21 protein-coding genes and 2 tRNA genes are annotated in these 25418 nt (G+C 29.1%); all 23 read right to left on the bottom strand.

The genetic code is table 11. The features are described 5' to 3' along the window. Positions 1-5: 5 nt before the first annotated feature. Complete coding sequence (locus GXK56_RS22265) at positions 6-1484, bottom strand: penicillin-binding transpeptidase domain-containing protein (protein ID WP_160691575.1); 1479 nt, start codon at positions 1482-1484, stop codon at positions 6-8. 3 nt (positions 1485-1487) lie between these two features. Continuing rightward, a complete protein-coding gene (locus GXK56_RS22270; RefSeq protein ID WP_160691577.1) occupies positions 1488-2711 on the bottom strand; it encodes an FtsW/RodA/SpoVE family cell cycle protein in 1224 nt (407 codons plus the stop codon). Between the two features lie 123 nt (positions 2712-2834). Next, positions 2835-3278, bottom strand: coding sequence for an FHA domain-containing protein (locus GXK56_RS22275; protein WP_160691579.1), 444 nt, complete (start codon positions 3276-3278; stop codon positions 2835-2837). 398 nt (positions 3279-3676) lie between these two features. Next, positions 3677-6508 (bottom strand): excinuclease ABC subunit UvrA, encoded by a 2832-nt coding sequence (gene uvrA / locus GXK56_RS22280; RefSeq protein ID WP_160691581.1) that lies wholly within the window; start codon positions 6506-6508, stop codon positions 3677-3679. Positions 6509-6644: 136 nt separating this feature from the next. Next, the gene (gene uvrB, locus GXK56_RS22285; protein WP_160691583.1) at positions 6645-8618 is read right to left on the bottom strand and encodes an excinuclease ABC subunit UvrB; all 1974 of its coding nucleotides are present in this window, start codon (positions 8616-8618) and stop codon (positions 6645-6647) included. Positions 8619-8817: 199 nt separating this feature from the next. Then, positions 8818-10149 (bottom strand): signal protein PDZ, encoded by a 1332-nt coding sequence (locus tag GXK56_RS22290; protein WP_160691585.1) that lies wholly within the window; start codon positions 10147-10149, stop codon positions 8818-8820. A gap of 11 nt (positions 10150-10160) precedes the next feature. Continuing rightward, positions 10161-11444 (bottom strand): S41 family peptidase, encoded by a 1284-nt coding sequence (locus tag GXK56_RS22295; protein ID WP_160691587.1) that lies wholly within the window; start codon positions 11442-11444, stop codon positions 10161-10163. 150 nt (positions 11445-11594) lie between these two features. Then, positions 11595-12476: a permease-like cell division protein FtsX gene (gene ftsX / locus GXK56_RS22300; RefSeq protein ID WP_160691610.1), complete on the bottom strand. Its 882-nt coding sequence runs from the start codon at positions 12474-12476 to the stop codon at positions 11595-11597. After that, positions 12466-13152: a cell division ATP-binding protein FtsE gene (gene ftsE / locus GXK56_RS22305; protein WP_160691589.1), complete on the bottom strand. Its 687-nt coding sequence runs from the start codon at positions 13150-13152 to the stop codon at positions 12466-12468. The genes ftsX and ftsE overlap by 11 nt, the downstream gene beginning before the upstream one ends. 372 nt (positions 13153-13524) lie before the next feature. Further along, entirely contained in the window at positions 13525-14373 is an 849-nt protein-coding gene (locus GXK56_RS22310) for a YitT family protein (RefSeq protein ID WP_160691591.1), read from the bottom strand. A gap of 154 nt (positions 14374-14527) precedes the next feature. Further along, positions 14528-15475: a transketolase family protein gene (locus tag GXK56_RS22315; RefSeq protein WP_160691593.1), complete on the bottom strand. Its 948-nt coding sequence runs from the start codon at positions 15473-15475 to the stop codon at positions 14528-14530. Beyond that, positions 15475-16296 (bottom strand): transketolase, encoded by an 822-nt coding sequence (locus tag GXK56_RS22320; protein WP_160691595.1) that lies wholly within the window; start codon positions 16294-16296, stop codon positions 15475-15477. The genes GXK56_RS22315 and GXK56_RS22320 overlap by 1 nt, the downstream gene beginning before the upstream one ends. Before the next feature lie 208 nt (positions 16297-16504). Continuing rightward, positions 16505-16858: a type II toxin-antitoxin system PemK/MazF family toxin gene (locus tag GXK56_RS22325; RefSeq protein WP_077846658.1), complete on the bottom strand. Its 354-nt coding sequence runs from the start codon at positions 16856-16858 to the stop codon at positions 16505-16507. 10 nt (positions 16859-16868) lie between these two features. Then, positions 16869-17120: a hypothetical protein gene (locus tag GXK56_RS22330; RefSeq protein WP_160691597.1), complete on the bottom strand. Its 252-nt coding sequence runs from the start codon at positions 17118-17120 to the stop codon at positions 16869-16871. 241 nt (positions 17121-17361) lie between these two features. After that, on the bottom strand, positions 17362-17985 hold the full coding sequence (locus GXK56_RS22335; RefSeq protein ID WP_160691612.1) for a germination lipoprotein GerS-related protein: 624 nt from the start codon (positions 17983-17985) through the stop codon (positions 17362-17364). Between the two features lie 61 nt (positions 17986-18046). Next, a complete protein-coding gene (locus GXK56_RS22340; RefSeq protein WP_160691599.1) occupies positions 18047-19549 on the bottom strand; it encodes an NAD(P)H-hydrate dehydratase in 1503 nt (500 codons plus the stop codon). Further along, positions 19549-19920, bottom strand: a complete 372-nt coding sequence (gene acpS, locus GXK56_RS22345; protein ID WP_160691601.1) for a holo-ACP synthase — start codon at positions 19918-19920, stop codon at positions 19549-19551. Before acpS ends, GXK56_RS22340 begins: the two co-directional genes overlap by 1 nt. Before the next feature lie 66 nt (positions 19921-19986). Next, positions 19987-20316, bottom strand: a complete 330-nt coding sequence (locus GXK56_RS22350) for a DUF6514 family protein (RefSeq protein ID WP_160691603.1) — start codon at positions 20314-20316, stop codon at positions 19987-19989. A gap of 581 nt (positions 20317-20897) precedes the next feature. After that, positions 20898-23621 carry a PAS domain-containing sensor histidine kinase gene (locus GXK56_RS22355; protein ID WP_160691605.1) on the bottom strand — a complete coding sequence of 908 codons (2724 nt, stop codon included), beginning with the start codon at positions 23619-23621 and terminating at the stop codon, positions 20898-20900. Between the two features lie 216 nt (positions 23622-23837). Further along, entirely contained in the window at positions 23838-24320 is a 483-nt protein-coding gene (locus tag GXK56_RS22360) for a VanZ family protein (RefSeq protein WP_160691606.1), read from the bottom strand. 25 nt (positions 24321-24345) lie between these two features. Continuing rightward, positions 24346-24783 carry a hypothetical protein gene (locus tag GXK56_RS22365; RefSeq protein ID WP_160691614.1) on the bottom strand — a complete coding sequence of 146 codons (438 nt, stop codon included), beginning with the start codon at positions 24781-24783 and terminating at the stop codon, positions 24346-24348. Between the two features lie 382 nt (positions 24784-25165). Further along, a tRNA-Ala gene (locus tag GXK56_RS22370) sits at positions 25166-25241 on the bottom strand. Between the two features lies 1 nt (position 25242). After that, positions 25243-25319: transfer RNA gene (locus tag GXK56_RS22375), tRNA-Ile, on the bottom strand. Positions 25320-25418: the final 99 nt, after the last annotated feature.

A 25418-nucleotide genomic window follows, 5' to 3' on the forward strand; every position in this document is an offset into this window, starting at 1 on the left:
AACTGTTAACTATTCAAAGCTTGCCTTATGAGTTTTCCTGCTATTGGTGCAGCTGCACTTGCTCCATATCCACCATTTTCAACAATCACGGCCACCGCAATCTTTGGATTATTTGCTGGTGCAAATCCAATAAACCATGAATGAGGTTTAGCACTTTCTCCATTAGCAAGATTATAATCTGCTGTTCCTGTTTTTCCAGCAGCATTTGTTCCTTCAAAATATCCCCAACTGGTATTTACCTTTGAGTCTACTAAATTCTTCATATAATCTTTTACTATTGCCGCATTGCTAGGGCTTAATACTTGTTTATATGCCTTGGAATCTATAGTTTTCACAACATTTCCATCCTTATCAACTACTTGATTAACAAGTTTTGGTACCATCATCTTTCCATCATTGGCTATAGTACTTGAAACCAAAGCCATTTGCATTGGGGTTGCTAAAATGCTACTTTGACCAATTCCTGTCTGAGCTATACTACCAACTTCAGCTTTAGTAAGCTTTGGAAATTTACTTTGTTTTATTGTAAAACCAACTGAATCAATAGTATTATTGAAACCAAACTTTTCAGCTGTTGCTTTCAATGTGTCATTTCCTAATTCCATTGCTAATGTTCCAAATACAAAGTTACTTGATAATCTAAAAGCATCTTTTAAATTTATTTCTCCGTTAGCGTCACCCTCATCATTGCTTAAGGATTGCTTTTCATTAAATATTATTTTTCCAGTATCATTAAAGGTTCTTTTTGTAACATCAGGCATATTTTCTAAAGCACTGGTTAGAGTAACTGTTTTAAAAGTAGAACCAGGAGGATATGATCCAGATGTTGCTCTATTTAGTAGTGGACTGTTTTCAGCTTTTCCTGCATTTGCAGTCTTCATCGCATTTTCTAAATCATTTGGGTTATAGGTTGGTTTAGAAACCATAGCCAATACTTCTCCTGTCTTAGGATTTAATGCAACTACTGCTCCTTTACTATCACCCAAAGCATCATAAGCTATTTTTTGAAGAGTTGGATCTAATGAAGTAATAAGTCCATTCCCAATTTTAACTTCATCTTCTTTTCTATTTAGAAACATTTGTTTTAATTTATCTTTACTAAAATCTTTAGCCAAATTCAATATGTTATTAGTAATTTTGTTGTATGACGTTAATTCCCCATCATAATTTTCTTCTAGACCAGTTAAACCATATCTAGGGTCTACATATCCTAAAGCATGAACATATAAATCGCCATTAACATAAGTTCTCTTTTGGGTAAGTGCATCAACTTTTGCACTTGTTGTTAATGGATTTTTATTTCTATCATAAATAGTTCCTCTTAAAACTTCATTTCTTCTAGCCCATAATCTCTGATTTCCTTGCTGTTCTGCTAATTGAGGTGCTGAAAAAACTTGAAAATATGCTATGTATGAGATAAGAGCCACAAAGCAAAAAAGAAAAACTACCATTACCTGTTTTATACTGTTTGAAACATTTTTCAATTTCTAGCCCTCCTCTGAAATCTTTTGAAGTATTGCTAATGCAAAAAACATACTTAGTATTGAAGAACCTCCTGCACTTATAAGAGGCAGTGTAATTCCTGTAAGCGGTATAACTGCAAATACTCCTCCAATTATAACCAATACTTGGCACGCCATCATAGTACTCATTCCTATTGTAGTATATTGTGAAAATTTATCTTGAACTCTAAACGACGCTCTCATTCCCCTATAGAAAAACAAGAAATATATTATCATTATGCCTAATCCAAATACCATTCCAAATTCTTCGCAAATTACTGCAAAAATATAATCAGAAATATTAACTGGCACAAATCCTGGATAACCAAACCCTAATCCGGAACCAAACATTCCACCAGAAGAAATAGCATAAAGCCCTTGGACAATTTGATATCCTCCTGTATCTTTATATTCCCACGGATGTCGCCAAGTTAATACTCTTTGTCTTACATGACCAAATAATTTATATGACAATATTGCTCCAACTATAAATAGAGCAAAACAAATGACAACATACTTCTTTTTTCCAGTAGCAACATAAACCATAGTCAATGCTATACCGAAGAATATTAATGCTGATCCTAAATCCTTTTGCATAACTAAACATATTAATGCAAACATAACTACCAAAGCAGGCTCCCAAAGCTGTCTAAAGTCTTCTATTATTGTATTATTTTCATCTTTATAATCTTTTAGAGCTGCTGCAAGATATAATACAAAAGTTATTTTACCAAATTCAGACGGCTGAAATCCAAATCCTCCAATTCTAACCCAGTTAGTAGCACCATAAGTTTCCTGATGTACTAATAATGCCATAGGCATTATTAATATAGTCAATATTAAATATACCTTTTTATATTTTGCATAATCCCGCAAATCCGAAATTGCCACTAAAATAGTAATAAAAATAATAATTCCTGCTATAAACCAAGCCAATTGTTTAATTGCAACACTTGTATCTAATCTATATAGAATTGCAATTCCTATGACAGATAATATACATGCAAATGTAATTAAAAACTTATCCCCTTGGGGATAAAATTTTCTAACTAAAACTTGGGTAATAGTTACTAAGACACACACTATTAATCCCATGTATATAGCATTCATATCCATGGGATCTTTTAATATAGCTAAATTAGTAAAAAGAGCTATACACAAAAGGTATGTTAACATCAATAACTTTACCTCATCTTTATTAATTTTCAAGCTATAATCACCTCATTAATACTTATATTTTTGTAAAGCCCAGCAGAGATTTTTTAATTTCTCCACTGAGCCTTAAACTAATATTTTTCTTTTTTATTAATTTACATCTTCAGTAATTTATGACTAAATCAGAATCTTAAAAACCGCACTTCCAACCTTTATTTCATCTTTATTAGAAACCTTAACTTTGCCATTTATCTTACTTCCATTTAAATAAGTACCATTTGTGCTATTTAAATCTTCAAGAAATAATGAATTATTTCTAAATATAATTTTAGCATGATTTCCAGAAACATGTTGATCAGACAACACAATTGAATTATCATCTTTTCTTCCTATTGTTAAATCTGACCTTATAGGAATAATAGAACCATCCTTCAAGTCTTTTCCTTCACCTGAATTTAGAATTTCTAATCCATAATTCCCTTTAGCTGCTGCAGGTCTTCTTCTTTTACCACCATTTTTAACATCCTTATACATTATCTTCAATGCAAAGTATATTATTACGTACAATATAATAATAAAAACTATTCCAAAAACTCCAGCAATCATTTTTGAAAAACTCATATTTTCACCTCAATATCTATTACTGTAATCAAAGGCTTTACTCAGTTAAGAGTTAAGAATTAAGAGTTTAGGTTGAAAATCACAGATTTTCATTAATACTATTCTTTACTCATAAAAAATACTCTCCGATTTTCAAATGCCTTATTTATGATTATACAACAAAAAATCCAGTCATACAAAAGTATTACCTTTTAATTAATAATAATTTAAGACTATATTAATTTGTTATAAGAAACACCATTTGCTCATAAATATTTTCTGTATCTTATAAATTGAATTATCTTTCAAAAATCAATCACTTTGTCTATACAAGTTCTAATTAAGAACTATATAAAACTTTAATAAAAGTATAATAAATAGGCTATTCAATTAGAACTTATATATTTAGTAATTATACATTATTTTTTAACTAACAACTTCTTTAAATATTTACCTGTATATGATGATTTAACCTTACATAATTCCTCTGGTGTTCCTGCTTTTATAAGAGTTCCACCCTTATCTCCACCTTCTGGTCCTAAATCAATTAGATAATCTGCACATTTTATCATATCGAGATTATGTTCAATAACAACTACAGTATTTCCTGCTTCAACTAATCTTTGCAGTATATCAATTAATTTACTAACATCATGTACATGCAATCCAGTTGTTGGCTCATCTAATATATATAATGTCTTTCCTGTGCCTCTCTTTGATAATTCATATGCTAATTTTATTCTTTGAGCTTCTCCCCCTGATAATTGAGTTGATGGTTGACCTAATCTAATATATCCTAACCCAACCTCATTTAATGTTCTTAACTTATTTTCAATTCTAGGCAGATTCTCAAAAAATTTCACAGCCTCTTCAACTGTCATATTTAATACATCATCAATATTTTTACCTTTGTATTTAACTTCTAAAGTTTCCCTGTTATATCTTTTTCCCTTACACACTTCACATGGTACATATACATCTGATAAAAATTGCATTTCTATCTTTATAATACCATCTCCAGAACAAGCTTCACATCTTCCACCCTTAACATTAAAACTAAATCTTCCTTGCTTATAACCTCTCATTTTAGCTTCTTGAGTTTGTGAAAAAAGTTCTCTTATTAAATCAAATGTTCCAGTATAAGTGGCAGGATTAGAACGCGGGGTTCTTCCAATAGGGCTTTGATCTATATCTATTATTTTATCTATATTCTCAAATCCTATTATCTCTTTATGCTTTCCAACAGCTTTTTTACTCTTATTTATTAATTTATTTAAGCCTTTATAAAGTATTTCATTTACCAAGGTACTTTTTCCAGAACCTGAAACTCCAGTAACTGCTGTTAATGTTCCAAGTGGAATAGATACATTTATGTTCTTTAGGTTATTTTCCTTTGCTCCTACTATTTTTATACTTTCCCCATTACCTTTTCTTCTTGTTTTAGGTACTTCAATTAATTTCTTTTCTGTTAAATATTGTCCTGTTAATGATTCTTCACATGCTTTAACTTCTTCAAGAGTACCTGCAACTACTACTTCTCCTCCATGTTCTCCTGCGCCAGGTCCAATATCAACTATATAATCAGCTTCTTTTATCGTATCTTCATCATGTTCTACAACAATTACAGTATTCCCAACGTCTCTTAAATTCTTTAAGGTTTGAATTAATCTATCATTATCTCTTTGGTGAAGACCTATACTAGGCTCATCTAAAATATACAATACTCCCATAAGTGCTGATCCTATCTGTGTTGCAAGTCTTATTCTTTGTGACTCACCACCTGATAAAGTCCCTGAAGTTCTTGATAAAGTTAAATAATCAAGTCCAACATCTAATAAAAATTGTAGTCTATTTTTAATTTCTCTCACAATTTGTTCACTAATAATTTTATTCTTTTCTGAAAATTCTATTCCATTAATAAATTCTAATTCTTCTCTTATTGACATACTTGTAAATTCAAATATGTTTTTATCTCCAACAGTAACTGCTAAAGCATCATCATTTAATCTTGCTCCCTTACATTTTGGACAGAAAGCATCACTCATATATTGTTCAATTTCACCTTTTATAACATCCGAATTAGTTTCTCTATATCTTCTGTTTAAAGAATTTATTTCACCATCATAAGCATAATTATAAACTGCTTTAACTCCATCTTTTACATATTCAATTTTAAGCTTCTTTCCACTTGTTCCATATAAGAGCAAATCAACTTGATTTTTATCAAGATCTTTTATTGGAGCGTTTAAATCTAATCCATATTCTCTACTCATAGCTTTTAGTATAGCATAAGTCCATGAATCTTCTTTAAGTCTTCCGCTTCCCCAACTAGCCACAGCACCTTCCATTATACTTAATTCTTTATTAGGAAGTACTAATTTTTCATCAATTTCAATTAAAGTTCCAAGCCCATCACAATGATCACATTTACCAAATGGAGCATTAAATGAAAATAATCTAGGTGCCAATTCACCAATGCTTATTCCACAATCTGCACAGGCAAAATTTTCGCTGAATAAAGTTTCCTGTCCATCTACCACACTTACTAGAACTAACCCTTCTGCCATCTTTAAAGCTGTTTCTATAGACTCTGTAAGTCTTCCTTCAATACCTTCTTTTATTACAATTCTATCAACAACAGCTTCTATATTATGCTTTTTATTTTTATCTAACTTTACTTCTTCTTCCGTTAAATCATAAATTTCTCCATCAATTCTAGCTCTAACAAAACCACTCTTCTTTATATGTTCTAATAATTTTTCATGAGTTCCTTTTCTTCCTTTTATTACAGGAGCTAAAATTTGAAGTTTTGTTCTCTCTTCATAACTCAAAACTTTATCAACAATCTGATCTACAGATTGTTGTGTTATTTCCTTTCCACACTTAGGACAATGAGGAATACCAACTCTTGCATATAGCAATCTTAAATAGTCATAAATTTCTGTTATTGTACCAACAGTAGATCTTGGATTTTTACTTGTAGTCTTTTGGTCTATTGATATTGCTGGTGACAAGCCTTCTATATGTTCAACATTTGGTTTATCCATTTGACCTAAAAATTGTCTTGCATAAGAAGACAAAGATTCCATATATCTTCTTTGCCCTTCTGCATATAATGTATCAAATGCTAATGATGATTTTCCAGAGCCAGAAAGCCCTGTAAACACAACCAATTTGTCTCTTGGCATCTCTAAATTGATATTCTTTAAATTATTAACTTTTGCACCTCTGATTATTATTTTATCGTTCATAACTACCCCCGAAAATCAGTTAACAGTTAGCAAGTAACAGTTAACAGTTAATGATGAAATTCCTTTATGGAATTTCTAAAAATATATTTGAAAAATTCAATAGAATCTTTGCGTTTAATATAATAACTCTGAACTCTTAACTCTTGCCTCTTAACTGACTAATAATGTCTCTAAGTTCTGCTGCTCTTTCAAACTGAAGATTTTTAGCCGCTGCAAGCATTTCTTCTGTATAGTCTTTTATTAACTTATCTTTTTCCTTTTTAGTAAGATCCTTTTTAGCTTCTGTTTTGTATTCTTCGATTTCCTCAGCAATTTTTGTTGCTTCTATAACTTCTCTAACATCCTTAATTATTGTTGTAGGAACTATTCCATTACTTAAGTTATATTCCTGTTGTATTGCTCTTCTTCTTTCAGTTTCCTTCATAGCTTTATCCATAGATTTTGTTATATTATCTGCATACATTATAACTTTACTTTCTGAATTTCTGGCTGCTCTTCCTATAGTTTGTATTAAGGATGTTTCGGAACGTAGAAAGCCCTCTTTATCAGCATCTAGAATTGCAACCAAAGCAACCTCTGGTATATCTAACCCTTCTCTTAAAAGGTTTATTCCAACCAATACATCATATTCTCCAAGTCTTAAATCTCTTATAATCTGCATTCTTTCTATAGTGTCAATATCTGAATGCATGTATGTAACCTTAACTCCTAGTTCTTTAAAATATTTAGTTAAATCTTCTGCCATTCTTTTAGTTAAAGTTGTTATTAATGTTCTAAATCCTTTTTCTTTTACCTTATTGATTTCACCATACAAATCATCAATCTGTCCCTTAATAGGTCTTATTACTATTTCTGGATCTAATAATCCTGTTGGTCTAATAACTTGTTCTGCAATTTCTTCTGAATGATCTATTTCATATGCTGCAGGAGTTGCACTCACAAATACAACTTGATTAATCTTATTTTCAAATTCGTCAAATTTCAATGGCCTATTATCATATGCACTTGGGAGTCTGAATCCATAATCCACCAATGTATTTTTTCTTGACCTATCACCTGCATACATTGCCCTAACCTGAGGCAATGTCACATGGCTTTCATCGATAAACATTAAATAATCTTCTGGGAAATAATCAATCAAAGTCTTAGGAGGCGTTCCAGAAGCTCTTCCATCTAATATTCTCGAATAATTTTCTATGCCACTGCAATAGCCCATTTCTTTTATCATTTCAATATCAAAATTGGTTCTTTGTCTCAATCTCTGTGCTTCTAAAAGTTTATCTTGAGCATTAAGCTCTCTAAGCCTTTCTTCTAATTCTCCTTCAATAATGCCTATGGATTTTTCAATTGTTTCTTTAGATGTTGCGAAGTGAGAAGCAGGTGTTATTGCAACATGGTTTCTTTCTCCTAAAATAGATCCGGTTAAAACATCAAATTCTCTTATCCTATCAATTTCGTCTCCAAAAAACTCTATTCTAATTCCTTTATTGGAATAAGAAGCAGGAATTATATCCAAAGAATCCCCTCTAACTCTAAAGGTTCCTCTTGAAAAATCTATATCGTTTCTTTCATATTGAATTTCTACAAGCTTTTTAATAATCTCATTTCTATCCTTTTCCATTCCTGGTCTTAGACTTATTGTTAATTTTTTATATTCATCTGGATTACCCAATCCATATATACATGAAACAGATGCAACTATTATTACATCTCTTCTCTCAAAAAGCGCTGAAGTAGCTGAATGCCTTAATTTATCTATTTCATCATTTATGGATGCATCTTTTTCTATAAAAGTATCTGTTTGAGGTACATATGCTTCTGGCTGGTAATAATCATAGTAAGAAACAAAATATTCAACTATATTATCAGGGAAAAATTCTTTAAATTCTGAGCATAATTGCGCTGCTAATGTTTTATTATGAGCCAAAATTATAGTCGGTCTTTGAAGTTCTTCAATAATATTTGCCATAGTAAATGTTTTTCCCGATCCAGTTACTCCAAGTAAAGTTTGCCCTCTATTATTGTTTTTTATTGAATCCACTAACTTTTGAATAGCTTGTGGCTGATCTCCTGTAGGTTTAAATTTAGAATGTATTTTAAATTCTCCCATTATATTACCTCCACATCCGAACAGATATTCGTATTATATGTATATTTTACTTTGCTATAACTAGTAAGTCAACAAATTATGTCATTTATTTTTGAACATATATAATCATAAAGCCTTGATTAAAGAAAAAGATGGCAATGCCACCTTTTTCTTTACCATCATTCGTAATTCATTCAATTAATTTTACCGTTTTCTATCTCTACTTTTTTTCATCCTGATCTAACTCATCGTCTTTATAACTATTATTAGAATTATTTTTTATTTTATTAAAAACCTCTTTAAAACTGTTATCTTTAATATTAATAATTGTATCTTTTTCGATATTTCTTGGTACCAGTAAAATACCAAGTCTTGTATTTTTATTATGCCTAAACTTAATATCTTTTATTATGCCTTGAGAATCTTTTATTTTAAGAACAGTATTATTTAGATTTTCTTTTATAATAGAATAAGCCTCTGCTTCTGAATTTATATTTATATTATTAATTGATAATAGTTTATTTTCAATTGTAACTCCAAATTCCTTAACTTTTGAATTTGGCGAAATTTCTAAAATCATTAACCCTTCTTCATCACTTACAAATTTGGGTTCTCTTTTTATTTCACTCTTTGCTTGAAATTTCAGCATAAGCTCATGAGCAGCAGGTGCAAAACATACTACTATTGCTTCTCCCCAAATTCCAAATCTAGCAATTTGAGCCACAACAGTTAAGGCAATTCCATATATAAATATATGAATACCTGAAGACAAAGCCTTTTCTCTTTTACTTTTTGTAAAAGTAATTGAAGAATACCCCAAAACCGCATAGAATGGAAAAATAGAAATCACACTGTTAGCTATCAAATCAAGTCCTGTCGATGATTTAACAAGAGGCCACCAACTTGGATTTTCTATGTATTCTGTTAGATAATCCATAGATGAGTTCTTCATTAAAACTCCAATCATTATAGCTACCGGCAACACCCAATATCGCTTTAATGCATATCCTCCTATAATCCTTCCATTTCTGTTGGTAAAAACTGGAACAGCACCTCTGTCTCCATCAATCATAACCAGTATTCCTTCAATAACATGAAATATTCCAACAAAAATCATTAAATATAAAACATCAACATTTAAAAATTCGTTACTTATAATTCCAGGGGCAAATTCATTCCCTAGTTTAATTAGAATACTTATAACACCTAAAATAGCTGCTGAATAAGAAAAACATATAAATCTTTGATTTATGAACATTAAAAATATTGATACTATAAATAAAAAAGCAATTCCTGAATTGGAACTAAAAACAACCCCAAGACTTGTAAGAATTAAACTTCCTACCGCTCCTCCTAAAATCCCTAAAACAAGTTGAGATAGTGTAAGCTCAACAGATGAATTTACACTACCTCCTAAAATCAATTTTTGCATTGCAACTATTTTTTTATTTTTGAAATATAGTACCACAGCTAAAGTAATCAATACAAATACTAATGGAGGTGTTATTATAGCACCTGCAACATTTCTTAGTGTATATAATACTAATTCCATTCTATTTCCCCCTATTGTATCTTTTCTTGCATTTTTTCAATTGCTGCCTTTAGTTGCTCATCTGCACTTTTATCATATCCTGTATCATCTATACCTGCAGAAGTTTTAACTTCAAAATCTGGTTTTATTCCTGTTTTATGAATGTTTTCACCATTTGGTGTATAATATTTCGAAATAGTAACCTTAAGTCCCCCAATATCATCATTAAACTTAAATGATTGCTGAACTATTCCCTTTCCAAATGTAGTTTCGCCAATAATTGTTGCTAATTTGTAATCTCTTAATGCTCCTGTTACAACCTCAGATGCACTAGCACTATTTCCATTAACTAATACAATCAATGGAATTCCTTCTGCTATACCTCCAACTGATAAAGAATCATATCTATTATCATACTTATCAATAGTATAAGTTATTATCTTATCCTTTGGTATAAACTGAGATGCTACTCCAACTGCTTCACTTAGTAATCCTCCTGGATTCTCTCTTAAATCTAAGATTATTCCCTTCATACCTTGTGCTCTTAAATCCTGAATAACAGTTTTAAAATCTTCAGTAGTATTTTCATTCATAAAAGTTTTTATACGAATATATGCTACATTAGAATTTATCATACTGCCCTCAACAGACTTTATTTTTACTATTTCAGGAACTATTTTTACTTCAAAGGAATCTGCATCAGCTCTTTTAATAGTGAATCTCAACTCAGAACCCTTAGCTTCTGCAATTATAGATACAGCCTTTTCAATATCATCTCCTGATAAATCTGTATCATTTATCTTTTCAACAACATCATTAACTCTCAATCCTGCCCTATCAGCTGGCGCATCTTTTACTGTATCAATAATTGTCAACTTATTATCTTTTGAAGTTATAGTTACACCAATTCCTGTAATAGCTCCGCTACTTTCTTTCATTAAAGCATCAAATTCTACTTTATTCATAAATACAGTATATTTATCATCTAAAGACTTTGTCATGCCTTTAATTGCACCTTCTAAAAGCTTATTATCATCAATATCTCCATCAAACTTTTCAATTAATTTGTCTCTTACTTGAAAAAGCGCTGAATATTTGCTTTTATCATTAAGTTGCTTTGCAGTACTTTGTACTTGTTCAGAAGGAGTTTTCACTAAAAATATCCCTTTAGTTGCTGCATAATTACCTGCAACAAACGCTGCAATACTTATTCCTACTACCAAAAGAAATATTCCCACTCCAAATATTATTGGACCTAATATTCCTTTTCTCTTTACTTTATTGTTTGCAAATATATAATTTCGTGAGTCCCTCACCTATAAAGACTTCCTTTCGCATACATTATATACATAATTCCAATACAACACCTTATAAACTAAACTGGATTATCATGTACATTTTTTTTAGATTCATGGTATTATATTATTCTCAATTTCTTTATAATATATTGCACTTACTTTCAAAAATTATACTACTAAGAACTTTCTTAAAGCAATTATACTTGCAAATCCACCAACTACAATTCCACCAATAAGAAATTCCCATGATATTGTTGATAAAATATAGCCTGTTGGCACAAGAGTTATGAATAAGAACTGATTTGTTGCCCATTTAACTATGGCATTATATGCAAAATACAATACTACACATGAAAGAGCGGCTCCAACCACACCTATAACCATACCTTCTATAACAAATGGCCATCTAATAAACCAGTCAGTTGCACCTACAAATTTCATAATTCCAACTTCTCTTCTTCTTGAATATACAGTAAGCTTTGTTGTATTCATTATTAAGAAAACAGAAACCCCTACTAATATAGCAAATAAAACCATACCAACAGCCCTAATACCATTTACTACTTTAACAATCTTATCAACTAAGTCTTGTTGTTGTCCAATTGTATCAATACCTTCAAAATCTTTTATGCCTTCAGTTATAGCTGAAGCATACTCAGGAGCTTCTAATTTTACTGTAAATGATGCTGGAAATGGATTTGTTTCGAATGTATATCCTTGTACTAATCCTTCATTAGTCGATTTTATGTTATTATATTCTTCTTCTTTTGTTTGGTATATTACATCTTTAACGCCATCAAACTCTCTTAACTTAATTTCAATTTCTCTTTGGTCAATTAATTTTATATCATCTTTTAAATAAATTTTAAGTTCGACTTTGTCTTGAACAGTAGTTATTCCCTTGTCAATATTAGCAGCAATAAGTAAAAAAATTCCTAAAACAAAGAAAGTTATAAGAACAGTGATTACTGAAGCAATACTAATAGTTCTATTTCTCTTTAAACTTATAAATGCATCTTTAATAAAATGTGTTATAGTATTAATTTTCATCTTCGTACTTACCTCTCTTTTCATCTCTGACAATTTCACCTTTTTCAATGGCTATAACTCTTTTTTTCATGTAGTCAACAATTTCTTTTGCATGAGTAGCCATTAAAATAGTAGTTCCAGCTTTATTTATATCTTCAAGTAATGACATTATTTCACGAGCTGTATCTGGATCTAGATTTCCAGTTGGTTCATCTGCTATTAATACAGATGGATTATTTACTAATGCTCTTGCTAAAGAAACTCTTTGCTGTTCTCCCCCTGATAATTCATTAGGAAACATCTTATATTTATGAGACAAACCAACTAATGATAATACCATTGGTACCCTTCTTCTAATATCCTTTGGTGAAGCCTCTACAACTCTCATTGCAAATGCAACATTTTCATATACATTGAGATTTGGTATTAATCTAAAATCTTGAAATACCATTCCTATCTTTCTTCTATAATAAGGAACTTGTTTTCTTGTAATAGTCGATAAATCCTTATCTCCTACTACCACCTTCCCATTAGTAGGCTCTACTTCTTTTAAAATCATTTTTATAAATGTAGATTTACCGGATCCACTTGGTCCTACTAAAAACACAAATTCTCCAGCTTCAATTTCTACATTAACATCTGACAATGCTTTTACATTATTATCATAAATTTTCGATATTCCTCTAAATTCGATCATATTCCAACACTCCTTCATTTTCTTATACTTAGTTCTTTTCATATTATCTAAGCTTTAGTATACCCGCACTCAAAACTGGCATCTAATATCATTAATTGTGATCTTATTTTTTTTTAATCTAATTAATAAGATACACACTATTTTATCAATTTATATTTTATTATAAAATATACTCTGTCTTAATAAGATAAAACTTCAATTTTATCTATACACAATATAATTTCCCATAAAATTTTCATTTTAGGTGTATATCCTGCAAATAAATTGCAAAACCTACAAATTTAATTATAACATAAGAATACTTTATAATGTTATACAATTTTATTAAGATACAAAGGTATTATTGACATATGATCATTAATCTTCCAAAATTTAATCTATATTTTTGAACCCTTCTCCCAATACTTCATGAACTTCGCCAACAGTTATAAAAGCTTGAGGATCTATTTCTTTTATAAATTTCTTTAATTTTATAAACTGATTTCTACTAATAACTGCATATAACACATCATTTTCTTGACATGTATAAGCTCCCATACCCTTTAAAAAAGTGCATCCTCTATCTAGTGTATTTATTATATACTTACTTATTTCATCATTCTTTTTACTAATTATAAATACACTTTTAGAAACATTTAAACCTTCTATAAGTCTATCCACTGCTATTCCAAGCAATATTACGCTTAGTATAGCATATAACCCTACGTTTACTCCAAATATTAATATACTTGCAAAAGTTATTACAAAATCAACCACAAGCAATGATTTTCCTATATCTAAATGAAAAAATTTATTTAAAATCTTAGCTAGTATATCTGTACCTCCAGTTGATGCATTTTCATTAAATACAAATGCCATTCCAATTGCAGAAATTAAAGTTCCAAAAATAGCTGCCATCATTAAATCATTAGTAAGTGCAATTGGATTAAAAAATTTTTCTATTACCCATATTATTATAGATAAACCTAAACTTGCATAAATTGTTTTCACACCAAACTTTCCATCAATAAATACAAATGCAACTACAAATAGAGCTACATTTAAAACTAAAGTTAATATTCCAATTGATAAGCTAGGAATAACTGCATTTATAACTATCGCAGCTCCTGTTACTCCACCAGCTGCAATATTATTAGGAGCATAAAAATACTCTACTGATAATGCTACTAAAATTATTCCAAATGTAATTATTGCATATTCTTTAATTTTTTCTAAACCCATTTTTATCTTCCCCTTTATAATTTTATTTTTTATTTTTTACCTGTTTAAAAATAAAAATACAGGATATTTAGCTATTTCTTAACTATATATCCTGTATCCTTATTGTATTCTATTATATGAAACCAAAACTGGTTTTACATCTATCTCTTTTTAATTACTTTCTCTTTAATGAAATAGCTTTTTTACTATGCTCTACTATTGATTCAGATGTTAATCCATAAGCTTTTAATAACTCATCTGGTTTTCCACTTTCACCAAAAGTATCTTTTATTCCAACCTTTAATACTGGAACTGGGTACTCTTCTGAAACTACTTCAGCAACTGCTGATCCTAAACCACCAATTATACTATGTTCCTCTACAGTAACTATTGCTCCAGTTTCTTTAGCTGCATTAATTAATATTTCTTTATCAATTGGTTTTATTGTATGAATATTTATTACTCTCGCATTTATTCCATCTTTAGCTAGCTCATCTTTAGCTTCTAATGCAAGTTCAACCATCATTCCAGTTGCTATTATAGTAACATCTGTACCATTTGTCAAGGCTACACCTTTTCCAATTTCGAATTTGTAGTTATCATTATCATTTATAACACTTACTGCTAATCTTCCTAATCTAACATAACATGGTCCATTGTATTCTGCTGCTGCAAAAATTGCTGCTTCTGTTTCTATAGCATCTGATGGATTAATTACTACCATATTAGGAATGCTTCTCATTAATGAAATATCTTCGATTGATTGATGAGTTGCTCCATCTTCTCCAACAGTTAATCCTGCATGAGTAGCACATATTTTAACATTTAATTTAGGATAGCAAATTGAATTTCTGATTTGTTCAAAAGCTCTTCCTGCTGCAAACATTGCAAATGTACTTGCAAATGGAATTTTCCCGCAAGTTGAAAGTCCCGCTGCTACTCCCATCATGTTTGATTCTGCTATACCCATATTAATAAATCTTTCCTGTGCAACAGCTTTAAAATCTGCTGTTTTAGTTGATTTTGATAAATCAGCATCTAATACCACTACATTTTCATTTATTGCTGCAAGTTTTGTCAATGCCTTTCCATAAGCTTCTCTAGTTGCTATTTTGTTCCCCATTAGATTTCCCCTCCAATTTCCTTTAATGCTTGCTCACATTGTTCTTTACTTGGAGCCGTTCCATGCCATCCTGCTTGATTTTCCATAAATGAAACACCTTTTCCTTTTACGGTATTACATATAATAGCAGTTGGTTTTCCTTTAAATTCTTTTGCTTTAGAAATTGCATCTATAATTTCATCATAATCATGCCCATTAATTTTTAAAACATTCCATCCAAAAGCTTCGAATTTTTTATCTATTGGACCTGGATTCATTACATCTTCAATATTACCATCTATTTGTAGTCCATTGTTATCTATAAATGCAGTTAAGTTATCTAATTTATAGTGGGCTGCTGACATAGCTGCTTCCCAAACTTGACCTTCTTCAAGTTCCCCATCTCCCAAAATTGTATAAACTCTATAATCCTTTTTATCAAGTTTTCCTGCTAATGCCATTCCTACAGCTGCAGAAATTCCTTGTCCAAGCGATCCTGTAGACATATCAATTCCTGGTAAGTCATTCATATTAGGATGACCTTGTAATCTTGATCCAGTTTTTCTTAAAGTTTTCAATTCTTCTACTTCAAAGTATCCTTTTCTGGCTAAAGCACTATATAATGCAGGTGCTGCATGACCTTTTGACAAAACAAATCTATCTCTATTAGGATCTTTGTCATTAGTCGTACTTATATTCATTTCTTTAAAGAATAGAACTGCCATAATATCTGCTATAGATAAAGATCCTCCTGGATGACCTGATGCTGATTCAGTCAGCATAGAAACTATATCTTTCCTAATTAACTTTGAAACTTCTTCAAGTTTGCATTCCTTATTCATTATAGAACCCCCTATGTATTAATTTACTCATTTATAGTATGTTTCATTTTTAACATATTTATTCTAACATAGAAGTTGCATTCTGTATACCTCATTTCCAAATAAGGTATACTTTTTCTTTTTTTAACTATCATATAATATACTCAGACGCAAAAAAGAGTAGCATAAATATTTATTATTTACACTACTACAAATTATTTTTAATTATTTAATTTAAATTCAAACTAACTAATAATGCCTTATCAACTTTTTTCATATCCGCATCAGTCATATGTCCAATTTTTTCTTTTAACCTTCTCTTATCTAATGTCCTTATTTGTTCCAGCAATACAACCGAATCCCTATTCAACCCATACTCTTCTGAAGAAATTTCAACATGAATAGGAAGTTTAGCTTTATTTATTTGAGATGTTATTGCTGCTACAATAACTGTTGGACTATATCTATTTCCAATATCGTTTTGTATAATTATAACAGGTCTTATACCTCCCTGTTCTGATCCTATAACCGGACTTAAATCCGCATAGAAAATTTCCCCTCTTTTTACCACAATGTTTGCCATATTTAATTAATCACACTCCGCAAATCCATGCCTCATACCCATTAACATCATCTAACAAATACTCAAAACCTAATCTAGAATACTCTAAATTTATTTCTGCCATCTCTTGATATCCATTTTTCATCATCTCTTCAAAATCTGCTGAAAATCCTTCACTAATATATTGTATTAACGAACTCTCCATAATTCCACTACTTTTTTTAATTTTATTTATTTTATCAACTTTATTATTTTTTGCATTATTTTGATTAACTACTGACATAATTTCGCCTCCATAGCAGTAAAAAAAGTTTTTCTCAACTATGATTATATTGCAACTTATGTCAACCTGTCAAAGGATTGAAATTACTTATTTGCCATCTTATAGATATTTATTTACCTCTCATTTTTTAATTATAAGTTTTCTCACAACTTATGTATGTACTTTGCAATCTATTTTTAACCTAGTATATCATTTTTAATGTTAATGTGGGCCTGATTTCAATTTTAATAAACTAATTCTCCTAAAATAAATCCTCGTTTAAAATTTTTTCTTTTTTGAAATCCTTATAAGTTATTATTATTCTTTCTTTATTGTTACCATCTAAAATTCTTAATAAGACTGGAACCCCCTTATTTTTATCAACAAAAAACTCAGCCTTATTTAAATGCTTATTATTAACATTATATGTTATATCAATTTTTAAGTAAATCGAGTCATCCCACTCATTTTTCACTTCTTTAACTTCAGTATTTTCCGTATTCGACAAAGCATCACCTATAAATGCCAGTGGATAAATTATATCTATATCTTTATCAAGTATATATTCGCCTTCTCCACTCTCTTCTACTTTGATCTCTCCTCCATTATAAACTTTAACCCTGCCATCGTTAAATTCTATTCTAGAACCTTTATTAAAGCTATAATACTGTATTGTATCTTCCTCGAATTCTGATTTTGAATTTTTAAATAAATAATTTACTTTACAACTATAGTATTTTATATTCTTTAAATCGTTAATTATGCTTTCATTAGAAGGGGTAACAGTATTTCTAAATACTATGATTAGTAAAATTATAATTATAGGACAAAAAATCAACGCACCCATCATTAATTTTTTATTTAGTGAGTTTTTATTCAAATTTATATTCCTCCAAAGATTTATTACTCATTTACTAGTATTTATGAAAATCTTTGAATTTTTATGACTAACTACAAATATTATTAATTTCTTTTGGCAATTCGTTAATAATATCTCTTGCATTTACTATGTAATAATTCTCTCCTAACCTTTCCCCTATTCCACCATGAATATATGCCCCTAAAAGAGCTGCTTGTTCTATATTAATCCCCTGTGATAAGAATCCATTTATTATCCCTGTCAATGCATCACCCATACCTCCTGATGCCATTTTACTATTTCCAGTTGGATTTATATATACTTCTTTTCCATTTGAAATCACAGTATTATATCCTTTTAGTAGAACAATTATGCCATATTTACTAGCTACTTCTTTGGCTATTCTTATCCTATCTACTTCCACTTCTTCAACAGTTATACCTAAAAAACGCGCCATTTCTCCTGGATGTGGAGTAATAATTGCCCTGTTTCTTAAATTATCTAATAAAGCCTTATTTTGAGCTAATAAAGTTATGCCATCTGCATCAATCACAATTGGACATTTACTATTATTGATAATTTTATCCAGTAACTTTTCTTGCCTATTTCCTGTTCCAATTCCCGGACCAAAAGCAATAGAATCAGCATTTTTTATAAGATTTATAACATCATCTTCCCAAGTTAACGTCATAGCTTCTATTAATCTATTTTCTAATCCCTTTTGAACTTCTTTATCACATATTAATGTGGTTAATCCCGCTCCTGTTCTAACTGTGCATTCTGTTGCAATAAAAGCAGCACCTAAAAATCCTCTTCTTCCTGCTGCAATTAATGCTCTTCCGTAATTCCCCTTGTGACCATATACTTCTCTTTTAGGAATTAATTTTTTATACTCTTTTTTTTCTAAAATATAAACATTCCCTGAATTTGCTTTCTTTACATGTTCAGGTATACCTATTTTTATAATTTCTAAACTACCAATACAATCAATTGCTTTGTAGTTTAAAAATCCCTTCTTAACTACTTCAAATGTATATGTAACATCAGCATGTACTGCTATTCCTCTTTCAAGACCCAAATTGCAATCCAAACCAGATGGAACATCAATAGATACTATAAATTTTCCATATAAATTTATATATTCTATAGTCTTTTTATATATACCTGTCAAATCTTTGTTAAGACCCACTCCAAAAATCCCATCAATAATAACATTATAATTTTGTAAGTCTTTAACTACTTGCTCATTTAAATCGTTTTCTGATCTTATAAACAAAATATCTTTTTCATTGACTAAATTTTTTACTATGTTGAAATTAATTTGAAAATCCGAAGTATAATTTTTATCCGAACTAATAATATAAACTCTAACTTTTTTCCCTGCTAGTATTAAATGCCTACATAATGCTAAAGCATCGCCTCCATTATTGCCTTTTCCGCATAATATTAAAAATGAATCTCCTTTATGAACAATTTTATTGAATATACCTAGTGCTGCATTCTCCATAAGTATAATTCCAGGTATTCCTATTTCTATAATACTGTTCTTATCCATTTCTTTACATTGGCTAACAGCTAAAACTTCCAGCATTATATCTCCTCCATTACTGCATAGGCTATTGCATTTCCTCTGCTATGTGAAATGCTGACAAGTATATTAAATTGTTTTACCTCTAATAATTCATAAACTTTATCACTTAAATTTACAATAGGTTTTCCTAGATCATCTCTTAAAACTTCAATATCCTTCAACCCAAATCCCCTAAATCCAGTTCCTATTGCCTTACTAATTGCTTCCTTTGCAGCAAAATTTCCAGCTATTACATTCCCTTTTAATCCTTTTGATTCAAAATATTTAATTTCATTGGTAGTAAAATATTTTTTAATAAAAGTATCATTCCCATTTATCACCTTCTCAATTCTCTCAATTTCTATTATATCTGTTCCAATACCAATAATCATAATTTATCGCCTCACTTAGTAATATCTTACCACAAGTTAGCGTAAAATTTTAACTATTATTTTATATCAGTTTACAACTTTTTCTTCTATTACATTATCAAATTCATAAGCATATTCATCAGCATAATTTCCTATTAAATCAATCAAATGATATGGAGATACTTGATTTGAATAAAGTTTCATAAGTAATTGTTTCACTTTATGTATATGGGGTGAAATCACATCTACACTTTCCCTCTCTAAATTTATATTATACAGTCCAACGTAATCCTTTCTTTCAATTTCAATTCCATATGCAGTTATTCCCTTGAAGTCTTTTTTTATAAGCCTATATATATATCTATATTCAACATCTTCGCCTTTATAGATAGTTGTATATTCATCAACTAAATTCATAAACTTTCAACTCCTTTATAACTTTAAGGTATTATTTTTTTCCCTTTGAATACTATACTATCATATGTCTCCCTAATAAATTGTCAAAGCCTGTCCTAGATTCAATAATTCGTTTTTTTTTTATTGACAATAAAACTTTTTCATTTTGTTTTTACAACACATACAACCCTTAAAACTTCAAACCTAAATTTAATCTTGTCGAAATTGAAGTTATTTTATATTATTAATTTATTAAATAAAAATTCAAATGATATATAAATAACATCTTATTTTGTTAAATAAAAAAAGAGCCATCGGCTCTTTTTTTACCTCATAATCTCTTTTTTGTTTAACCATAATTGAAAAATATATCTTTTAGATATCGTTTACATTTTTATTATAACACATTCTCCCATAAATACAACACTTTTTGTATAAATATTTTTTACGTCTTATCTTAACCACATAAAGCTTCTCGTATGTTAATAACATAAATCTCTTATGCCATATTAATATCGCTTATTTTGCTCTGATACAAGCATGATTTTTATCCATTTTTTAATTCAAATATGATTAATGATAACAACATTCTTTAATAAAAATTATTTATAAACATCTGAAAATTCTACTTTTATAATATCATTTTTATTTCTAATATTACTTGCGCATAGCTTATCATTTTCTAAAACATTTCTTGAAGGCAAATTAAAGATAAAATTACTCCCCTTACCAAACTTGCTTTCAACTCTTATATTTCCACCATGCAATTCAACAAAAGACTTAACCAAACTTAATCCAATTCCTGTTCCCTCTGAATTTCTTGATAAAGACTTGTCCACTTGTTTAAATCTATCAAATATTTTATTTATATCATTGGGTTCAATTCCAATCCCATTATCCTTAACTGATATTTCAACATACTCACTATTATCTTTTACATTAACGAATATTTCATTACCTTGATCAGAAAATTTTATCGCATTTGATAGAAGATTTAATACTATTCTCTCAATCTTTTCTACATCACAAGCAATAACTTTTTCTTCTGTATTTGTATCAAATATTATATTTAGCCCTTTGGTTTTTATAAAATCAGTTACAGACATAACTATCTCTTCTACTACCTCAACTATATTTTTGTTTGATAGTTTCAGTTCAAAGAAACCTGCTTCTATTTTAGATAAATCAACTATATTATTAATAAGCTTTGATAATCTATATGAATTTTGTTTTATTGAATCAATATATTTGATAATACAGTCTTTTTTTTCTTCTAATGCACCATTACCGCAATACATATCAATTAATTGGGCAGTTGCAAATATAACATTTAGAGGAGTTTTTAATTCATGAGATATATTGGCAAGAAATTCTTCTTGCAATCTTAAAGTTTTTTCCATTACCATATTAGACTTTACTTCAGCTGTAATATCTATTATTAAGATTAATATTTCCTTAAGTTCTCCACTAACTTCAAAAATAGGCTCAAAAATAAATTTATAGTAAGTTTCTTTTCCATTTATAATAATTTCATTTTTCCTTAAATATTTGGTTTCTTTAGTTATTATAACTTCATTTACCTTTTTATAATATTCACTTTTCTTAAAATTAGGCACTATATCTGTAATTCTTTTACCTTTTATCTTTGTAACTGAAGCAATTTGCGGTATAACTTTTCTCAAAAGCTCAAATGCTTTCTGATTTATTTTTAAAATTTCTAATTCATTATATGATAACCCTATTACTGGAATCTCTAGATTATATATAAACCTATTTAAAAATTCATTTCTGCTTTTAAGTATTTTTTCTTGATTATAATAATTTGTCATATCTTTAAAGCATGTTATTCCTAGTAAAAATTCTCCCTTTTCATTATATATCGGTATACCACTCGCATCTATTCTTAAGGTTCTATCAGGAAACCTTACAGTTAAATCCATATTCTCAAACTTTTCTCCTGCAATAACTCTTCTCGATGGATAATTTTCTAGATTAATTTTCTCTCCATTAGCATCATATATTTCTGATTCTTCATCTATAAATTTATTATCATAAAAAAACATATCGCGCGCTGCTTTATTAAATAATTTATATCGTCTTTTACTATCAAAAATACTAATTCCTTCATTTATATTTTCAATTATTGCATTTAATTCTTCCTTTTGCTCCTGAATTTTTTTAGATTGTAGTATAGTCTCAGTAATGTCATGAAAGCAACATATTACCATATCCAACTTATTATTTTCATCATAAATTGGTATAGAGCTATTATCAATATAATACTCCTTTCCACATTTCCTAATCATAATTTTATCATTTTTTACAATTTCACCTTTTAAAGCTTTAGTTCTAGGCATATTTTCTGAATTTATTTCTCTTCCTTGCATATCAAAGAACTTAATATATGGATTCGGCTTGCATAAAAAATTAAATTTCTCATCTTGATAAGTTAATCTTTTAGCCTCTTTATTTATCATAATAATTTTGCCCTCATTATCTGAAAGCATTACTCCTTCAGATAAATTCTCAAGAATAACTTTTAGCTGTGAATTTTTTTTCTCTAACTCTTCTTTTTGTTTCTCTATGATCTTTTTTTGTTTATCTATATTCCTATTTTTTATTACCCTATCTGTGACTTCATTATTAACTACAATTATATATTTCATATCACTTTTCTCTTCAAATATAGGTGTTATTGTCAAATCCAAATAACTTATTCTATTAAAAATATTTCTCACTTTTAATTCTTTTATATACATTGTTTTCTTTTTTTCACAAAGAGATTTATATATAGACGCTATTTTTTCATGTATATTTACTTCTGAGACTTCCATAACAGATTTTCCTATAACATTTTCATATTTATTAAAAGGTGACCTCATATGCGCAATATAGGATTTATTTGCTTTAAGCAATTTTAGATCAGATGCACTATAAATAGCAACACTCCATATACCCTCTTTAAAAATTTGATCTAGAAAAATAAATTTTTCTTCCAATCTAGAATTTAATTTTTCAACAAATATATACTTTTGTCTGTTTTTCTCTTTATCGTAAGTAAATGATATATTTACTTCTCGCGCTTCCAAGAATTTTGTAAATATGAATCCTGAATATTTGCTATTGTTAATATTATTTTCATTATTAATGTAAGATTGAAAATTAAATTTTAACATATTTATAATTTCACTAATTGATCTGCCTACCAGTTCACCCACTTTAAAACCTGTAAGACTAACAAACTCATCATTAACTTCAGTTATAATATCATTGCTAGAACATAAATACGGTTCCGTAATCCTCCTTATACTAGCAAAACTCTCCATAATATTCGCCTCCATTTTTTAACACACCACAATTAATACTTCATGTAAATTTTTCCTTTTGCTTTCTACATTTTACCATACTTTCTATTATCTTTATATTGTTTTCGTTACTCATAATCTTACATTTTCCACCTATATTTTTTTTAATAATGTTGAAAAAAATACAATATTTTTCTTATACATCGAAAAAAGCTAATCGAAGTAAATCAATTAGCTTTAAGATGAATTTTCTATAAACAATTTGTTTAATTTTTTTTTTATATCAAACTCTTTTATTTGGAGAATTATTAATCTCATTGTAACTAAAACTATACCGCCACAAGTATCAATAAGCACATCTCTAATTGATCCTTCTCTTCCTATAACAAATAACTGATGTATCTCATCGGAACATGCATATATAAATATACATAATATAGTTATTATAGAAGCCTGTTTTAACTTATAATATAGTCTTAATACATTAAACGTGAATAATCCTAATATCATATATTCAATAAAATGAGCACATTTTCTTACAACAAAATTTGCAAACTCTCCAAAAACGCCCTCTATATCTATGCCTAACTTATTAAATAAATTTAATACCCCAAAACTCTGTGAATCAGATATTTTAGCTGGCTGATTTGACATTATAAATATAAAAATCATCCAACCAATCAATAAACTCCAATAAATAACTTTCCTTTTGTTATTCATATCTTTTACCTTTCTTGATTTGTTTTTATTCCGACATATATCTATTTATATATGCAAGCGATTCTTCCAATAATTCTTGACCTTTTTCTAATCCATCTATTTTCAATTCCAAATTACAAACTCTTTGATCAATTTTGTTCATAAGCTGCTTTATATCATTCAATAATTTGGCTTCATATGTTACTTGTATCCCTTCATCATCAATATATATTTTATCTGGTGGTGCCCCACATTTAGTGCATTTTGCATAAATACTTTGTTGCTCCAAATTGTTAAACACCTTAAATGTATCATTATTACAAACTTCACAATTTGATAACATTATAAATTCGTAACAACTTATATCGTAATAGTAAACACTTCCACAATCCTTACATGTTAATCTTAGTTTACCTTCTTCTGTTGCTATATAAAATTCATTCCCACTGCAGCCATCTTTTTTACATACAATTGTACGCATAATAATTCGTCCTCCCTTATCATATAATATAGCATATAAATTCTAATTGATAAAATTCATTATTTTACTGATTTCTTAACTCATATTTTCAATATAAAAGTTAAGTATCTATTAATAAATATTTTAAGAAAATATTTATCTTGGATTAACTTTCTAAAATTATAACTATTAAATTATAGTAGAGAATAGGAAATAAAATACCTAAAATTTTTTCAGTATAAAAATAAATCTTGTAATTTTCATCTATTGCTATTATTTTATGGAAGGTTAATAACATTTAATATGAAATACAAATATAATTTTCATAAAAAAGTAAAACATGCGTAAATATTTATTTAAATTTTACATAAAAAAATAAACTATGAACTTAGTTCATAGTTTTAAATGGTGGAGATTAAGGGATTCGAACCCTTGACCCCCTGCGTGCAAGGCAGGTGCTCTCCCAACTGAGCTAAACCCCCATGGTGGACCTTCAGGGACTCGAACCCTAGACCTACCGGTTATGAGCCGGTTGCTCTAACCAACTGAGCTAAAGATCCATTAATCAACATCTTTAACTAAAAAATCTTGTATTCTACAAGAATACCTCGCAACGTCCTACTCTGCCACACAGTCACCCGTGCAGTACCATCGGCGCT

Source organism: Clostridium sp. C2-6-12 (assembly GCF_009928485.1).
Classification (GTDB): domain Bacteria; phylum Bacillota; class Clostridia; order Clostridiales; family Clostridiaceae; genus Clostridium.

What these genes read in the sequence shown, in the direction of transcription:
- GXK56_RS22325 (WP_077846658.1), bottom strand. Translation starts at nt 16,858, where the DNA reads ATGGCAAACATTGTGGTAAAAAGAGGGGAAATTTTCTATGCGGATTTA.
- uvrB (WP_160691583.1), bottom strand. Translation starts at nt 8,618, where the DNA reads ATGGGAGAATTTAAAATACATTCTAAATTTAAACCTACAGGAGATCAG.
- acpS (WP_160691601.1), bottom strand. Translation starts at nt 19,920, where the DNA reads ATGATTATTGGTATTGGAACAGATATAATAGAAATTGAGAGAATTGAG.
- GXK56_RS22315 (WP_160691593.1), bottom strand. Translation starts at nt 15,475, where the DNA reads ATGGGGAACAAAATAGCAACTAGAGAAGCTTATGGAAAGGCATTGACA.
- GXK56_RS22330 (WP_160691597.1), bottom strand. Translation starts at nt 17,120, where the DNA reads ATGTCAGTAGTTAATCAAAATAATGCAAAAAATAATAAAGTTGATAAA.
- GXK56_RS22350 (WP_160691603.1), bottom strand. Translation starts at nt 20,316, where the DNA reads ATGAATTTAGTTGATGAATATACAACTATCTATAAAGGCGAAGATGTT.
- GXK56_RS22355 (WP_160691605.1), bottom strand. Translation starts at nt 23,621, where the DNA reads ATGGAGAGTTTTGCTAGTATAAGGAGGATTACGGAACCGTATTTATGT.
- GXK56_RS22290 (WP_160691585.1), bottom strand. Translation starts at nt 10,149, where the DNA reads ATGGAATTAGTATTATATACACTAAGAAATGTTGCAGGTGCTATAATA.
- GXK56_RS22360 (WP_160691606.1), bottom strand. Translation starts at nt 24,320, where the DNA reads ATGAATAACAAAAGGAAAGTTATTTATTGGAGTTTATTGATTGGTTGG.
- GXK56_RS22320 (WP_160691595.1), bottom strand. Translation starts at nt 16,296, where the DNA reads ATGAATAAGGAATGCAAACTTGAAGAAGTTTCAAAGTTAATTAGGAAA.
- ftsX (WP_160691610.1), bottom strand. Translation starts at nt 12,476, where the DNA reads ATGAAAATTAATACTATAACACATTTTATTAAAGATGCATTTATAAGT.
- GXK56_RS22275 (WP_160691579.1), bottom strand. Translation starts at nt 3,278, where the DNA reads ATGAGTTTTTCAAAAATGATTGCTGGAGTTTTTGGAATAGTTTTTATT.
- ftsE (WP_160691589.1), bottom strand. Translation starts at nt 13,152, where the DNA reads ATGATCGAATTTAGAGGAATATCGAAAATTTATGATAATAATGTAAAA.
- GXK56_RS22340 (WP_160691599.1), bottom strand. Translation starts at nt 19,549, where the DNA reads ATGCTGGAAGTTTTAGCTGTTAGCCAATGTAAAGAAATGGATAAGAAC.
- GXK56_RS22310 (WP_160691591.1), bottom strand. Translation starts at nt 14,373, where the DNA reads ATGGGTTTAGAAAAAATTAAAGAATATGCAATAATTACATTTGGAATA.
- uvrA (WP_160691581.1), bottom strand. Translation starts at nt 6,508, where the DNA reads ATGAACGATAAAATAATAATCAGAGGTGCAAAAGTTAATAATTTAAAG.